General features: G+C 39.1%; 14 protein-coding genes and 1 pseudogene. 8 read left to right on the top strand and 7 right to left on the bottom strand.

Annotated features, from left to right (window positions below; genetic code table 11):
- The 6 genes and pseudogenes from ACWOEC_RS06165 to ACWOEC_RS06140 all read left to right on the top strand — a co-directional run bounded on the left by ACWOEC_RS06165 (position 1) and on the right by ACWOEC_RS06140 (position 7165).
- Positions 1-1029, top strand: coding sequence for an ABC transporter ATP-binding protein (locus ACWOEC_RS06165; RefSeq protein ID WP_455306690.1), 1029 nt, complete (start codon positions 1-3; stop codon positions 1027-1029).
- Positions 1030-1034: 5 nt separating this feature from the next.
- A complete protein-coding gene (locus tag ACWOEC_RS06160; RefSeq protein WP_455306689.1) occupies positions 1035-2099 on the top strand; it encodes an ABC transporter substrate-binding protein in 1065 nt (354 codons plus the stop codon).
- 11 nt (positions 2100-2110) lie between these two features.
- Positions 2111-3853 carry an adenine deaminase C-terminal domain-containing protein gene (locus ACWOEC_RS06155; protein WP_455306688.1) on the top strand — a complete coding sequence of 581 codons (1743 nt, stop codon included), beginning with the start codon at positions 2111-2113 and terminating at the stop codon, positions 3851-3853.
- Positions 3831-5156 carry an amidohydrolase gene (locus ACWOEC_RS06150; RefSeq protein WP_455306687.1) on the top strand — a complete coding sequence of 442 codons (1326 nt, stop codon included), beginning with the start codon at positions 3831-3833 and terminating at the stop codon, positions 5154-5156. Before ACWOEC_RS06155 ends, ACWOEC_RS06150 begins: the two co-directional genes overlap by 23 nt.
- Before the next feature lie 69 nt (positions 5157-5225).
- Positions 5226-6011, top strand: a pseudogene (yghU, locus tag ACWOEC_RS06145) (glutathione-dependent disulfide-bond oxidoreductase).
- A gap of 107 nt (positions 6012-6118) precedes the next feature.
- Complete coding sequence (locus tag ACWOEC_RS06140; RefSeq protein WP_455306686.1) at positions 6119-7165, top strand: DUF4767 domain-containing protein; 1047 nt, start codon at positions 6119-6121, stop codon at positions 7163-7165.
- Here ACWOEC_RS06140 and trpA read toward each other — a convergent pair.
- From trpA to ACWOEC_RS06105, 7 genes are read right to left on the bottom strand one after another with little or no spacing between them, the layout of a single operon-like run.
- Entirely contained in the window at positions 7155-7907 is a 753-nt protein-coding gene (trpA, locus tag ACWOEC_RS06135; protein WP_455306685.1) for a tryptophan synthase subunit alpha, read from the bottom strand. The genes ACWOEC_RS06140 and trpA overlap by 11 nt on opposite strands.
- On the bottom strand, positions 7904-9094 hold the full coding sequence (trpB, locus tag ACWOEC_RS06130; protein ID WP_455306684.1) for a tryptophan synthase subunit beta: 1191 nt from the start codon (positions 9092-9094) through the stop codon (positions 7904-7906). The genes trpA and trpB overlap by 4 nt, the downstream gene beginning before the upstream one ends.
- Positions 9075-9665 (bottom strand): phosphoribosylanthranilate isomerase, encoded by a 591-nt coding sequence (locus ACWOEC_RS06125; protein WP_455306683.1) that lies wholly within the window; start codon positions 9663-9665, stop codon positions 9075-9077. The genes trpB and ACWOEC_RS06125 overlap by 20 nt, the downstream gene beginning before the upstream one ends.
- Positions 9662-10420, bottom strand: coding sequence for an indole-3-glycerol phosphate synthase TrpC (gene trpC, locus ACWOEC_RS06120; RefSeq protein ID WP_455306682.1), 759 nt, complete (start codon positions 10418-10420; stop codon positions 9662-9664). Before trpC ends, ACWOEC_RS06125 begins: the two co-directional genes overlap by 4 nt.
- Positions 10417-11433, bottom strand: coding sequence for an anthranilate phosphoribosyltransferase (gene trpD / locus ACWOEC_RS06115; protein ID WP_455306681.1), 1017 nt, complete (start codon positions 11431-11433; stop codon positions 10417-10419). Before trpD ends, trpC begins: the two co-directional genes overlap by 4 nt.
- Before the next feature lie 15 nt (positions 11434-11448).
- Entirely contained in the window at positions 11449-12009 is a 561-nt protein-coding gene (locus tag ACWOEC_RS06110) for an anthranilate synthase component II (protein WP_455306680.1), read from the bottom strand.
- Positions 12006-13361, bottom strand: a complete 1356-nt coding sequence (locus ACWOEC_RS06105) for an anthranilate synthase component I family protein (RefSeq protein WP_455306679.1) — start codon at positions 13359-13361, stop codon at positions 12006-12008. The genes ACWOEC_RS06110 and ACWOEC_RS06105 overlap by 4 nt, the downstream gene beginning before the upstream one ends.
- A 500-nt stretch (positions 13362-13861) precedes the next feature.
- On the opposite strand from ACWOEC_RS06105, the gene ACWOEC_RS06100 reads away from it, so the two are divergent.
- Entirely contained in the window at positions 13862-15310 is a 1449-nt protein-coding gene (locus ACWOEC_RS06100; RefSeq protein WP_455306749.1) for a glycoside hydrolase family 1 protein, read from the top strand.
- Positions 15311-15402: 92 nt separating this feature from the next.
- Positions 15403-15807, top strand: coding sequence for a DUF4430 domain-containing protein (locus tag ACWOEC_RS06095; protein ID WP_455306678.1), 405 nt, complete (start codon positions 15403-15405; stop codon positions 15805-15807).
- The last annotated feature ends 18 nt before the right edge of the window (positions 15808-15825 follow it).

Here is a 15825-nt window from a genome sequence, read left to right as displayed (position 1 = left end):
GTGTCATTTGTAGAATTAGATAATATTCGGGTAAGTTATGATCAGAAGCAAAATATTTTAGAAGAGCTTACGATCTCGATGGAAAAAGGTGAGCTTGTATCGTTATTAGGACCTAGTGGTTGTGGGAAAACAACGACTTTACGCGTGATTGCAGGCTTGATTGAGCCAAACGAAGGGACGTTTAAAGTCGATCAAGAAGAGTTGACGCATGTGCCGGTACATAAACGGAATTTTGGGATGGTGTTTCAAAGTTATGCGTTGTTTCCACATTTGACGATTTTTGATAATGTAGCGTTTGGTTTAAAATTACGCAAAGTCAGTAAATCTGAAATCAAACGTCGCGTAGAGGAAATGTTAGCAGTGTGTGGCTTAGAAAATTTAGGAACACGTTATCCAAAACAATTATCAGGAGGGCAACGTCAGCGTGTCGCGTTAGCTCGAGCATTGATTATTGAACCTAAACTGCTGTTGTTAGATGAGCCTTTATCGAATCTAGATGCTAAGCTACGTGTGGGGATGCGGATCGAAATCAAACGCATCCAACAGCAATTAGGGATCACGACTGTTTTTGTCACACATGATCAAGAAGAATGTTTTTCGATCTCAGATAAAGTAGCGATCATGAATAAAGGGGTCATCGAACAATACGATACACCAGAAAAAATCTATCGTTTACCAAAAACGAAATTTGTCGCAGAATTTATTGGTTTTGAAAACTTTTTTACAATCAACAAACAACAAGATCACTATACATTGGAAAATGGGTTGGTTGTCGAGTCGACGATTTCTGATTTAACACACACTCAAGGAATCGGTACGATTCGCCCAGAAGATATTGTAGTTACAGCTTCAGGTCCGATCAAAGGAACTGTATTGGTCCGTACGTTCTTAGGCAAGAGTTATCAATACGAAGTAGAAACAGCAATCGGAACGCTTTTAGTGACAAGTGATGATACGAAGATTTATGAAGTTCAAGATGAGATTCATTTAGCATTACCAAAAGAAAAATTAGTCTTATTAGAAGGGTGAAAAAAATGAAAAAAATCGTATATGCAACATTAGGGTTATGTGCGCTAGTTTTAGGAGCTTGTGGGAATAGCGAGGCGAACACTTCCTCTTCAACTGATCATGGTAAAGAAGATACTTTAGTTGTTTCGACATTTGGTTTGAGTGAAGATATCGTGAAAAAAGATATTATCCAACCATTCGAGTCTGAAAATGATGTGAAGATCACTTTGGATATTGGGAATAGTTCTGATCGTTTTACTAAAATGAAAAATAACCCAAATTCAGGTATTGATGTTATCGAATTGGCGCAAAACAATGCGACTCAAGGTGCACAAAATGATTTATTTGTTAAATTAACTGAAGAAAATGTTCCAAATATCGCGCAATTAACAGACAATGCGAAAGAAGTACTAGATAGTGGAGCTGGTGTTCCGATCGCGGTAAACAGTATTGGAATCATTTATGATGAAGCTAAGGTCGGACATAAAATCTCAGATTGGTCAGATTTATGGGCAGAGGATCTAAAAGGGAAAATCGCTATTCCAGATATCTCAGTTACAGCAGGTCCGCTATTTTTATATGTAGCAGGCGATTATGCGAAAACACCAGTTGTGAAAGATGATGGAAAAGCTGCATTTAAAGCCTTAGAAGAACTAAAACCAAATATTGTTAAAACTTACTCAAAATCATCTGATTTAGCTAATATGTTCCAATCAGGAGAAGTAAGTGTCGCTGTTGTAGCTGACTTTGGTGTAGACATGATCAAAGCTTCTACTCCAGATGCAACGTATGTCGTGCCAGAATCTGGAACATATGCGAATTTTAATACGGTAAATATTCCAAAAACTAGTCAAAATCAAGAATTAGCATTGAAATTTATTAACTATCGTATTAGCGAACAATCACAAAAAACAAAAGCCACTTCTTTGAACGAAGCGCCAACGAACAAAGAGGTTGTATTAACAGATGAAGAATCTGAGAATAAAACATATGGTGAAATTGCTAATCGAGCAAAACCAGTCGATTTTACATTGATCAATCAACAAATGACAAGTTGGGTCGATCAATGGAACAATCTAATGAATAATTAAGGATGGGAAATATGCAAGTAGATATGTTGATCAAAGATGCGTGGGTTTATCAAACCGTTCGCCGAGTATTTGAAAAAAAACAAGTCTATCTTTTAAACGATAGCATCTACTATGTCGCCACTGAATTAGATGATACGCTAAGTGCTAAAATAACTATCGAAGCCGAGGATCAATATTTGATTCCCGGCTTGATTGATATCCATATGCATATCGAAAGTTCAATGACGACACCAGAGATTTTTTCGCAAACAGTACTGCCTTATGGAGTCACAACCGTTGTAGCAGATGCTCATGAAATGGCGAATGTTTTTGGAATTGAAGGACTGAGGTACTTTTTTGACTGTCCGACAGTACTTGATATTTTTCAAGCAATCCCATCATCAGTGCCATCGACTAAACCAGAGCTTGAGACAACTGGCGGTAAAATTGGATTAGCTGAAGTAACCGAGTTGCTTACTTGGCCAAAAATGATTTGTTTGGGAGAAGCGATGGATTTTAAAGGGATCGCTTATGAAAAAGACTCGCTGATTCGGCAAATCATCGAACTTTGTTTAACAACTAATAACACGATGCCGATCGAAGGACATATCCCGAAAATATATGAGCGTGAGTTAGCTGACTTTTTAAGTAGCAAGATCACCTCCGATCATACTCATCAGTTTGCTGAACATTTAATTGAAAAAATGGAAGCAGGCTTATTTATCGAATTACAGGAAAAATCATTGACTAAAGAAATCGTTGAATGCTTGATGGAGCATCGTTTATTCGATCATGCATGTATCGTAACGGATGATGTGATGGCTGATCAATTGCAACATGGTCATTTGAATTTGTTGGTACAAAAACTGGTCGAACTAGGTATGCCGATAGAAGATGCGCTTTACTTAGCAACTTATACACCTGCTAGAAGGATGCACTTGACGGATCGCGGACGAATCGCACCTGGTCAATTAGCAGATATCGTATTACTCGATTCACTAGAGAATTGGCAAGTGGATCTGGTGATCAAATCAGGTGTGATCGCATATAGGAAAGATCAAGAGATTGTGTATGAGGTATTGCAAACATTTCCAGCAGCTTTTTATCATAGTCTGGAGTGTGAACCATTAACTAAAGCAGACTGTCAATTGTCAACGTCGACTAAACAGACTAGTGTACATTGTCGTGTCATAAAAAGAGAAAAAATCGGAACCTTTACTTCACTTGTTGTTGAAGAATTTCCAGTAGTAGATCAAAAAGTACAAATTGATCCTTTAAATACGTGTTATTTACTTGTGCAAGAACGGTATACGAAACAACATCGTATTTCTAAACAATTGATCAAAGAGTCGTTTACCGACAAAGGATGTATCGCTACGACTTGGGCTCATGATCATCATAATCTATTGATTATGGGAAATGATGCAGAATCGATGATCTGTGCTCAAAAGCGTTTGCTTGAATTACAAGGTGGATATGTTGTTGTAAAAGCAGGGGAAGTAATTGCAGAATGCCCATTGCCGATCGGTGGAATTATTTCTCAAGAACCAATCGCGATTTTAGGTCAACGCTTGCAAGAAGTGCGTCATGCAATGAATAAGTTGGGCTATTATCATGCTAATGAGATCATGTCATTTTCGACGCTTTCTTTACCTGTTTCACCAGCGTATAAAGTGACGGATTTTGGTTTATTAGAAACCAAAACGCAACGATTTCAATCCGTGATTATGAAAGAGGAAAGAGAGGGAAATCATGACGACACAATTGATTTATAATAGTACGATTTTGACGATGGATGCGCAACAAACTATTTTTCAAAATGGTTATGTGTATCTTGAAGGATCTGTAATCAAACAAATCGGCAATATGACAGATGCCTTTATTCCAGAAGCTGAAATCATGATTGACGGTCAAAAAGGTATTTTGATGCCAGGAATGATCAATACACATACACATTGTGGTATGATTCCCTTTCGTTCTTTGGGCGATGATGTGCCAGACCGATTGCGACGTTTTTTATTTCCTTTAGAACAAAAAATGACACCGGAATTAGTCTATGCTTCTTCCAAGTATGCTATGGCGGAAATGTTACTAGCAGGTGTGACGACGTTTGCCGATATGTATTATTTCGAAGAGGAGGTCGCAAAAGCTGCTGAAGCAATGTCGATGCGTGGATTTGTAGGTGAAACGATTATTGATATGCCAGTATGTGATGCCGAAACTGTCGATCGTGCTTTAAAAAATGCAGAACAATTGATTCAAAAATGGCACGATCATCCTTTGATTACCCCAATGATCGCACCTCATGCACCAAATACAAACACGACTGAGGGATTGAAAAAAGTACAACAATTGGCTCAGCGCTATAAGGTTCCTGTGATGATGCACGTTGCTGAAATGGATTATGAAATGGACTATTTTCAAGAGAAATTTGGACAAACACCGATCCGTTATTTAGAAAGTTTAGATTTTTTCACGCAACGCTTTATTTTAGTTCATGCTATTTTTGCAAATAAGGACGATTTGGATTGCTTGGCAAACTATACGCAAACAACTACAATCGCGCATTGCATTGGAGCCAATACAAAATCTGCTAAAGGGGTCGCTCCGATTTCCGCGATGCTAACTAAAAATCTGACAGTTGGTCTGGGAACTGATGGTCCAAGTAGTGGCAATACGCTGGATCTATTCACACAAATGCGCATGTTTGCGAATATTCATAAAACAACAGAAAAAAATCGTGCTTGTTTTAAAGCTGAAGAAATCGTAGCACTCGCTATATCATCTGGTGCCAAAGTATTAGGAATTGAAGATCAAGTGGGGTCTATTGAAATTGGCAAACAAGCTGACTTAACACTGGTGGAAACCCAATCAGTCAATATGTTTCCTATCTATGATCCCTATGCAGTGCTAGTTTATTCTGCTAATAGTGGTAATGTGCATTCAGTTTGGGTTGATGGTAAGCAAGTTGTAAAAGAAAAACAACTAATAGAGCATCGCTTATCAGAATTACGAACGACATTGGACCATCAAATGACTACATTTAAACAAGATGCAGCGGCATATTCTTTAGAATAAAGGCCAATCTTTTGGGGATTTTTAGGTTCCATAGTATCATAATGGTATCAAAATAAAAGGAGCGGTCATATGTCAGAATATCAAGTGCCCAAAGTTTGGAAATGAGAAGATGAGAATGAAAATAAAACGGGAAATCGTCCAACGGCAGGTAGTCGTTTTGAGCAACATTTACCCGTCGGCGATGCCCCTTTTCAACTCTATTCATTAGGAACACCTAATGGAATCAAAGTAACAATCATGTTTGAAGAGTTAAAAGAAGCAGGTGTAACAGAAGCTGATTATGATCTTTATTTGATCAATATTGGTGAAGGAGATCAATTTGGTTCAGATTTTGTGGACATCAATCCTAACTCTAAGATTCCTGCGATGTTTGACCAAAGTCAAACACCACGAGTAGATTTATTTGAATCTGGTTCGATCTTAGTCTATCTGGCTGAAAAATTTGGACATTTTTTACCCAAAGAAATCCATAAACGTACAGAAGTGATGAACTGGTTGTTTTGGCAAATTGGTTCAGGTCCTTACGTGGGTGGTGGTTTCGGTCATTTCTTCAACTATGCACCAAAAAAGATCGAGTATGCGATCGATCGTTTTACAATGGAAACAAAACGTCAACTAGATCTATTAGATCAAACGTTAGCTAAACGTCCGTATATTGCAGGCGATGAGTACACGATTGCCGATATTGCGATTTGGTCATGGTATGGTCGATTAGCCTTAGATAAATTATATGCTGGTTCATATGAATTTTTAAATATGGATGAATACACACATGTATTAGAATGGGCACACCGGATCAATGAGCGTCCAGGGGTCCAAAACGGCTTGAATGTTGAGTATAAACCTTTACGTTAAACAAAAAACAATCGTCTGAAAAAGACGGTTGTTTTTTTGTTGTTTTAGTACACGTGCTTAAAAAATCACGTATACTAAAAGTAAACGATAAAAAGGAGCCGATTAGTTTGAAAATATTTCCTTGGTTAGCGCTAGCGACTTGTTGTGTTGCGCTAAGTGCTTGTTCACAAACGACAGCGAAAACTAAGTCGACTACACAAGTAAAGCAAACGAGTACGACGTCTTCAATGAGTGAAACGACTGCAACAAGTACAAAAGAGACGTCCACCACAACTACACAAGCGACACAAGCATTGTTATGGGATAATAAGAAAAAAGAAGAATTAGCAAGTTTTATGCAACGTTGGGGGAAAACGATGAATCAATCGTACACATCCTATGATGAAGCCAACAGTTCTAATTATGCGGGCTTACATTTTCCAGCCGATTTTGATAAATATACCATGGCAGTCGATGACATCACGACTACGATTGCTTGGTCAACAAATGGATTAGGTGAAGCAGAGTATAATGTGGTAGCAGTCTATTGCGATGTCGATGGCGGGACGATCGGCGGACATCTATATTTATTTGCTTTCAAAGAGCAACAACCAGTCGTCTTGATTACCGAACAAAACCAAGCGACACCAGACAATCGCTTGCATTTTACTGTAACAAAAAATCAAGAGTTGAAAAATGGTTTCGCTAAAATCGCCAATGAGCCTATAAATACGACCACTACAAGTATGAGTCAAACAAAAGAAGTGATCCCTAATAGCAAGTTAGTTGCAGCAAAAGTATGGATCAAACACTATAATCTAACTACGAAAGAACAAGTTGAAAGCTCAATGAAATCACTTGATGCACTTGATGTTTACAGTACACCTTCACTACAGATCTGGAGCACAGGTGTTGTAGTCAATAAATCCGTAACGTATATCACCGCTACGCCATTAGCTGGTGGTATGGTGACTTATCATAATAACGAAGACGGCACAGTGATCGATTATCCTGTACCGACTCATTTTCAAGATAAAAACTGGGATGATCCTGTCAAAGGGAAACAAATGGCTAATGAGATCATCGATCAAGCACAAACGATTTCTATCGAAAATATTTCAGATGAATTAGCACAACCGTTAGCGAAGTTTATGACCGGAGAGATTAGTCAGTAAGCGCGTGAAAGGGCGCGAGTAGCTCAGTCAGATACAAATCAACTGCCTCGAGAGTTTGTGTGGCAAATTGTTCCACGATCGCTGAGCCGATCACGATACCATCGCAGATCGATAAAAAATAAGCGACATCAGTAGCATTCGTGATCCCAAATCCTGCACACACAGGTAAATCAGTGGTCGATTTGATCTGTTTGAAGTAAGGCGCTAAGTCTTGTCTTTCGTTTTGCTTACCGGTGATACCGTTGACGGTTACAGCATAAATAAATCCAGTAGCTTGTTTTGTCAATGTAGCGATTCGTGATTGAGGACTAGTCAAAGAGACCATCGTAATCAAGGTGAAATCACTAGGTAAGTGATTGGTTACAAGTTGTCGGTGCTCATAAGGCAGATCTGGGATGATCAATGCTTCCACTTGAGTTGGTTGTAAAGCTTTTATGAGGGGCTCGATCCCGTAATGAAAAAATGAATTGGCATATCCCATTAAAATAATCGGAACATGAAAGGTATGTGTTTGTAAAAAGTCGAGGACTTTTTGCAATGTCACGCCTTTTTTGCGGGCTTCGATCCCAGCTTGTTCAATCAAAGGGCCGTCAGCAACTGGATCAGAAAAAGCAATCCCAAGTTCGATAGCAGTCGCACCATGCTTTTCTAAGAGTCTGATTTCATCGGCTAAGCGATCCAATCCATCAGCGCCAGCCATCAGATAGGGAATGAATTGTTTTTTAGTTGTCTCGAGTTTCATTGCATTTCCTCCATATATTGTTTGACTTGATGGACATCTTTATCGCCGCGACCAGATAAACACACAACGATACGTTTTGAACGATCGAGTGTAGGAGCTAATTTCATCACGTGAGCGATAGCATGCGCACTTTCTAAAGCAGGAATGATGCCTTCTGTTTGTGCTAATAAATGAAATGCCTCAAGTGCTTCTTCATCGGTCACAGAAGTATATTCTACTCGATCAGTCGTGTGTAAAAATGAATGTTCAGGACCGATCCCTGGATAATCGAGTCCAGCTGAGATCGAGAAGGCTTCTTCTATTTGTCCATCGCTATTTTGTAATACATGCATCTTTGTACCATGTAAGATTCCTATTTCACCTTTAGTCAAAGAAGCAGCATGCTCTTTGGTATCTAGTCCTTTTCCAGCTGCTTCGACACCGATCAAACGTACAGGATCATTTAAAAAAGGATAGAATAAACCCATAGCATTACTGCCGCCACCAATACAAGCAAGCGCGATATCTGGCAGTACAGATTCTGAAGCTAGTAATTGCGCACGTGCTTCTTTGCCGATTACACTTTGATAATCACGAACGATTTCAGGAAAAGGATGTGGACCTAAAACAGATCCTAACACATAATGCGTGTCTTCTACGTGAGCAACCCAGTAACGTAAGGCCTCATTGACGGCATCTTTTAGCGAATGACTACCAGAAGTGACTGGCTGTACTTTAGCACCTAAGAGCTCCATTCGAAAGACATTTAGTTCTTGACGTTTCACATCGACTTCACCCATAAAAATAATACATTCCATCCCAAACAGTGCTGCAGCAGTTGCCGTTGCTACGCCATGCTGACCAGCACCTGTTTCAGCTACGATCTTATGTTTTCCCATTTTTTTTGCGAGTAAGACTTGTCCGATCGCATTGTTGATTTTATGTGCTCCGGTATGATTTAGATCTTCGCGTTTTAAATAGATCTTGGCCCCACCTAGTGTTTCAGTTAAGCGTTTTGCATAGTATAAAGGATTTTCACGGCCAACATATTGAGCTAAATAGTAGGCTAGTTCTTCTTGGAAAATCCGATCTTGTTGCGAAGTGCGATAGGTTTGTTCTAATTCTTTTAACGCATACATCAGTGTCTCTGGGACGAATTGGCCTCCAAAGTCGCCATAAAAACCTTGTTCATTTGGTTGATTGTACATAATATTCCTCCTTGACCGCCTTACAAAAAGCGCGGATTTTTTTTGGATCTTTTTTATAGTTGGTTTCAACTCCACTTGATACATCGACGACAGCTGGATGGAAATAGTGAATCGCTTGTTTGACATTACTAGCATCCAAGCCACCCGCGATCCATAGCTCATCGGTATTTAATCTTGAAGGCTCAATTTTTGACCAATCAAAAGGTTTTCCTTGACCACTATGTTTTGCGTCTAGTAATAAAGAGGGATAATGATTAGATTCTAGTGTATCAAGAGAGCGTGCAGTGATTTTAGGTAGCGAACTAGTATAATTTGGCATTGAGCCATGGATCTGCCAAAAATCAAGTGGTACTTGTGTTTCGATTTTTGCAAGTAACGTAGGGCTTGGTGATACGATCACGCCTACGATACTTATGTGTTTGGGTACGATGCTTGCCAGTGCTTGTGCTTGTTTTAAAGAAAGTTGTCGGGGGCTTTTTGCAAAGACAAACCCTACATAACTCGCACCATAAGCATCTGCATAAAGAATATCTTCTACAGTTTGAACACCACATATTTTAATTTTTGTCATATTCTTTTTACCTGTAAAGCTTTAGCAGTTGTTAAAATATCAGAACTTTTCATTAATGTTTCACCGACTAAAATGCCGTCGTAAGTTGCGGCTACACGCTGAACGTCTTCAGGAGTTTTAAATCCAGATTCGCTGATCAATACGTGCTCTTTTTTGTATGGAGCCAAGCGTTCACTAACTGTAAGTGACACTTCAAACGTTTCAAGATTGCGATTGTTGACTCCAATTAATGTTGCACCTAACGCTTGCGCTTGTTGTAGTTCAATGAGATCGTGCGTTTCAACTAAAACTTCTAAATCGTTTGCTGTTGCAAAAGTAAATAAGTGCTGAAGCTGTTTAGCAGACAAACAAGCCACGATCAATAAAACGATACTTGCTCCAGCAGCTTTGGCTCGTAAAATTTGTTTTTCATCGATGATAAAATCCTTACATAATAGTGGCAAGGTGGTCAAATTGGCTACTGTTTTAAGGTCATCGATCGAACCTTGAAAAAATACAGGATCGGTTAAGACCGAAATCGCACTCACACCTGCTTGTTCATAGCGGGTAACTTGTGTTTTGAGATCAACTGATTCGTTGATTGTTCCTTTAGAAGGAGAGGCACGTTTGATTTCACCAATCAAATGGATCTGTTTAGGATTTTCTTTGATCTGTGTTGCAAGGATAGGACGTTTAGTGCTTGGGGTTGGGGCAATAGTCGTCATTTTTGTGACTTCTTTTTGTTTAGTTTCGATAATTTGTGTTAAAAAGTTCATGAAACTCGCTCCTTTTGGGTATCTAATAAGGCATGAAAACAATCGTATACTGCACCGTCTCTTAGAAGTTGTTTAGCAAACGTTACACCTTCAGCGATCGTGTCGACTTTATTGGCGATATAAAAGCCTAGAGCAGCATTTAAACAGACGGTATCTAGATGTGCAGAAGGCCGGCTAGCTAAGATATCTTCAGTGATTTGATGACTCTGTACTACCGAATTGATCGTGATCGCACTTATTGGGATACGAGATAAACCAACTTCTTCAGGTCGAATCTGAACAGTTTGTTCCTGACCATTTTGATAAAATAAGCAAGTCGTTTCACCAGCTAGATTCGCTTCATCCATACCATGTGCACCATGGACGATAGCGATGTTCTGACGTCCTAATGTTTTCAAAGTATCGCGTAATAATGAAAGAGAGGTTGCATCAAATGTTCCCATCAATTGATTCGTTAAGGGATAGGGATTAAGCAGTGGTCCAATCAGGTTGAACAAAGTAGGAGTTGCTAATGCTTGTCGGATCGGTGCGAATTGTTTCATGATCGGATGAAAAGCTGGTGCATATAAAAATGCGATACCGGCTTCTTGTAATTGATACTCGATCAGTGCTTGATCTTCTGTAAACCCGAGTCCAAATGAGGCCAATAGATCTGCACTACCGGAGCGACTGGAAACACCTTTGTTTCCATGTTTGGCCATTTTGATTCCACCTGCAGCTAACACAAATGCACTAATCGTACTAATATTAAATGTCTGCAAATGATCTCCACCAGTTCCACAATTATCCATTAGTTTTAGTGTGGTACTTGGTTGTATTGTCGCTTGTTTTTGCAATACTTGAATCAGACCAGTGAGTTCTGGAGCGGTGATTTTTTTGATCTTAAGTGCAATCAGTGCGGCACTAAGTTGGGCTTCTGACAATGTATTGGAGATGAGTTGCTCGGTTAGCGTGTGCATCTCGGCTTGTGTTAGGTCTTCTTGAGCGTAAAGTTTTTCTAAAAGAATATACATCTGATTTCCTACTTTCTAAATGAAGTCGCGGTAAAAATTTGTGACCAATTGTTGTCCTAAAGGGGTTCCGATCGATTCTGGATGATACTGGATACCATATACAGGATAATCTCGATGTTTGATCCCCATGACTAGACCTGTAGCTGTTTCAGCAATCAATTCTAGTTCATCAGGTAATGTCTCTTTAGCAACGAGTAAAGAATGATAGCGCATGACCAGTTGTGTATCCGGCAGCCCGTCATATAAAGGAGTGTTTTGACAAATAATTTCAGATTGTTTTCCATGCAAGATCTCAGGTGCCTTCGTGATCGTTGCACCAAATACTTCAGCGATCGCTTGATGACCTAGACAGATCCCTAAAATCGGTTTGGTTTGATAAAAGGTACGGATTACTTCTTCCAAATGTCCAGCATCTTTTGGATGGCCAGGTCCTGGAGATAAGATCAAGGCATTAGCTTGTGCAGCAAGTGTAAAGAGTTGAGGATCATCATTACGGCAAACGACGACAGTTTGGTCGTGAAATAAATGGACCAAGTTATACGTAAATGAATCATAATTATCGATGCATAAAATCATACAAGAACCTCCAGTAGTGTTTTGGCTTTATTTAGCGTTTCATGATATTCCATTAACGGATCAGAATCATGAACGATTCCAGCACCGGCTTGGACATAGGCAGTATGATCTTTAATCAGCATTGTTCGAATCGCAATAGCCATATCTAAGCGCTGATCGTGAGTTAAAAAGCCGATTCCACCAGCATAAATACCACGTTTTGTCGCTTCAAATTCATAAATGCGTTGCATTGCGCGAATTTTTGGTGCACCACTAACTGTTCCAGCAGGTAAAGTGGCTTTTAACGCAGCGATCGGTGTACTGTTCTCATTTAAAGTGGCAGTGACGATCGAAACGAGGTGCATGACGTGTTGATAGCGTTTGACTTGCATAAACAAAGGCAACCTTACACTACCAATCCGACTGATCTTACTAAGATCATTACGGCCAAGATCGACTAACATTTGGTGTTCTGCGCGTTCTTTAGGATCATTGAGTAAATCAGTTGCTAATTCTTGATCTTCTAAAACATTTTTTCCGCGTCTTCTAGTCCCTGCGATCGGATTGGTTTGGACAGTATTGCCACTTACCTGAACTAGCGTTTCTGGAGAACTGCCAATGATCGTGACGTCAGGAAATTCGAGTAGATATAAATAAGTCGATGGATTTTGTCTAGCCAATTCTTCAAAGTATGCTAGTGGTTCGACGGTAAATGGTGCACTTAGACGTTGTGAAGGGACGACTTGAAAAAGATCTCCATCGTTAATATAAGTTTTGGCTTGTTTTACGATCGTCATAAATTCATTTGACTGTAGTGTACTTGTAAATGGCTCTGATGTTAATGCTGTAGTTTTGTGCGTCGGTTGATAGTTAGCTAAGTGTTCGCTTATTTCGTTTAAGCGAAGATCTAGTTTCGCTTCAGTAACGTGGCTATACATGTTACTCGTCACGATATACTGTGTGTTTGTGTGATGGTCCACGTAAACAAAGGATTCGTATAAGTAAAACTGAAGATCAGGTAATTCAAAAAAATCAATCGCTTGATGCGCTATAGGTTCGTAAAAAAATGCTAGATCATAACTCGTATACCCAATCGCACCGCCTTGAAAATCAAGGTCTGGAAAGAGTTCTTCTGTGGTATAAGTATACTGTTCTAATGTTTTCAGTGGATCTTTTGAGATAATCTGCTGTCCATCGACAAAAAATTGATCATTTTGAAAGGCTAAATGTGTAATCGGATCAAAACCGATGATCGTGATTCCAGCTTCATTTATGTTTTTTTTGTAGTGGAACAAGCATGGTGTATGGGAAGCTAATGCTTCGTAGAATTGTGTATCGGTTAAGTTTTGTGTAAAACATAGTCTTTTTTTCAATGTGGTCATCCTTTCTTAAACGCAAAAAAGCCCTCAATAGTCCATGGACTATTGAGGGCGTAAGCTACACGGTGCCACCTCATATGTGGATACAGCAAAAAAACCATATCCTTCTCTGATCAGCCATCCAACAATGGCCTTTCTCTATAACGGGAGTACCCGATCGCACCTACTGGCCTAGTGTTCAGCACGATAGCCAAAAGTCCATTCGCATGTTTGCCTTTACTGCATTCTCACTAGTGGCAGCTCTCTTTAAAAGGTCAAGATCATGTTACTTCTCTTTTGTATTGCATGAGTTATGAAGTTGTGACTAGAATCATAACTTCAATTTTTTTGAAAGTCAACTAAAAAAATAGCATATTTTTGTAAAATAACTAAAATACGAAATAGAAAAGCGGAGTAGTAGTCGATTAGGAAAACGTTTCAAAAATAGTGCAAACGCTTGCTTGGTGACGTATACTAAAGAGGTACGGTCTAGTTATATCAATGAATTATACGAGGTGAACTACATGTCAAAAAAAACAATGCCTGAAACGTTTTTATGGGGCAGTGCATCTGCAGCTTATCAAATTGAAGGTGCTTATCAAGAAGATGGCAAAGGGCTATCAAATTGGGATGAGTTTGTTAAAATTCCTGGGAAAACGTTCAAAGAATCGACTGGTGAAATCGCCGTGGATCACTACCATCGTTATTTAGAAGATATTGCGTTGATGGCGGAAATGGGACTACAAACCTATCGTTTTTCGCTTGCATGGACGCGGATTTTTCCTAAAGGGAAAGGTGAAATTAATGAAGCGGGTGTGAAATTTTACGAAGCGATTATTGATGAGTGTGTAAAACACGGGATCGAACCGATGATCACCTTATACCACTGGGATATTCCTCAAGCTTTAGTTGAAGAATATGGTGGCTGGGAATCACCAGAAGTAGTGGATGATTTTGTCTATTATGCAACCTATTTGGTTGAGCGATTCAAAGAAAAAGTGACGTACTGGATTACGTTGAATGAGCAAAATATTTTTACTACATTTGGCTGGCTCACTGCGATGCATCCACCAGGAAAATTTGATGAAGAATCGTTATTTTATAAGGTAAATCATCATGCATTTTTAGCACATGCCAAAACCGTTTGTGCATTTAAAGAACTACACCCTAACGGAAAAATCGGTGCAAGTTTCGCGTATAGCCCAAGCTATGGATTGACGAGTAAACCAGAAGATGCGATGGCGAAAATGGATTTCGACAATCTTAAAAACTTTTGGTGGATGGACATGTATGCATATGGACGTTATCCAAAAACTGCTTATGCTTATTTAGCGACTAAAGGTGTCGCACCAGTTGTGACAAGTGAAGAAACTGCTGTACTAAAAAAAGCCGCAAGTTTAGTTGACTTTATGGGGGTAAATTATTACCAAACTACCGTGTGCGAATACAATCCGCTAGATGGGGCTACTCCGTATGCACAGATGAATACATCTGGTAAAAAAGGAACGAATGAAGTAACGGGCGTACCTGGGGTATACAAAAATCCTGCGAATCCATACTTAGAAACGACAGATTGGGATTGGTCGATCGATCCAATGGGCTTAAAATATGCATGTAAAGAAATCACTACTCGTTATGCATTGCCGATCGTGATTTCAGAAAATGGACTAGGTGCTTTTGACGATCTAACCGAAGATCATCAAATCCACGATCCTTACCGCATTGCCTATTTAGAAGCACATATCAAAGCACTTTTAGAAGCAAGTGAAGAAGGCTGTGAAATCTGGGCGTATTGTACTTGGTCATTTACGGACTTACTAAGTTGGTTAAATGGGTACCAAAAACGTTATGGTTTTGTCTATGTGGACCGCGATGAAACAGGCGGATCAATGAATCGTTATAAAAAAGATAGTTATTATTGGTACAAAGAAGTTATTGAAAGCAATGGTGGAAGTATTAAATAAACAAAATGCATACTCGAAATCGAGTATGCGTTTTTTAGTTTTAGGTAAATATGCTATAATTTCACAAGAATAAAATGAAAGTAGGGAATAAAATGAAAAAAATTATTTCAGGTATTGTATTGACAATCAGTCTAGTAGGATTAGCCGCTTGTACAAATGATACAAAAACAGAAAGTACTGCTTCGACTATACAAAGTACATCAATGAATGAAGCAACTGAACAACAAGTGACGATCAAAATCCAAGAAGATGGGAAAGAAATCTCATCAAAAACGATCACATTTAAAGAAGGTGATACCGTGTACGAAGCATTAAAACAGAACTTTTCCATTGAGGATCAAGATGGATTTATCACTACGATCGACGGTAAAGCGCAAGATCAAGCAGCCAATAAATATTGGATGTATACGATCAATGGCAAAGAAGCCAGTAAAGGGGCTAAAGAGATTCAACTAAAAGCCCATGATACCATTATTTTTAATCTAGCAAAGGTTTGATCGCATGAAAAAACAGAC

Source organism: Enterococcus bulliens (genome assembly GCF_053761865.1).
The sequence above is the reverse complement of the archived record's forward strand: the minus strand, read 5'-3'. Positions and strand labels throughout refer to the sequence as shown.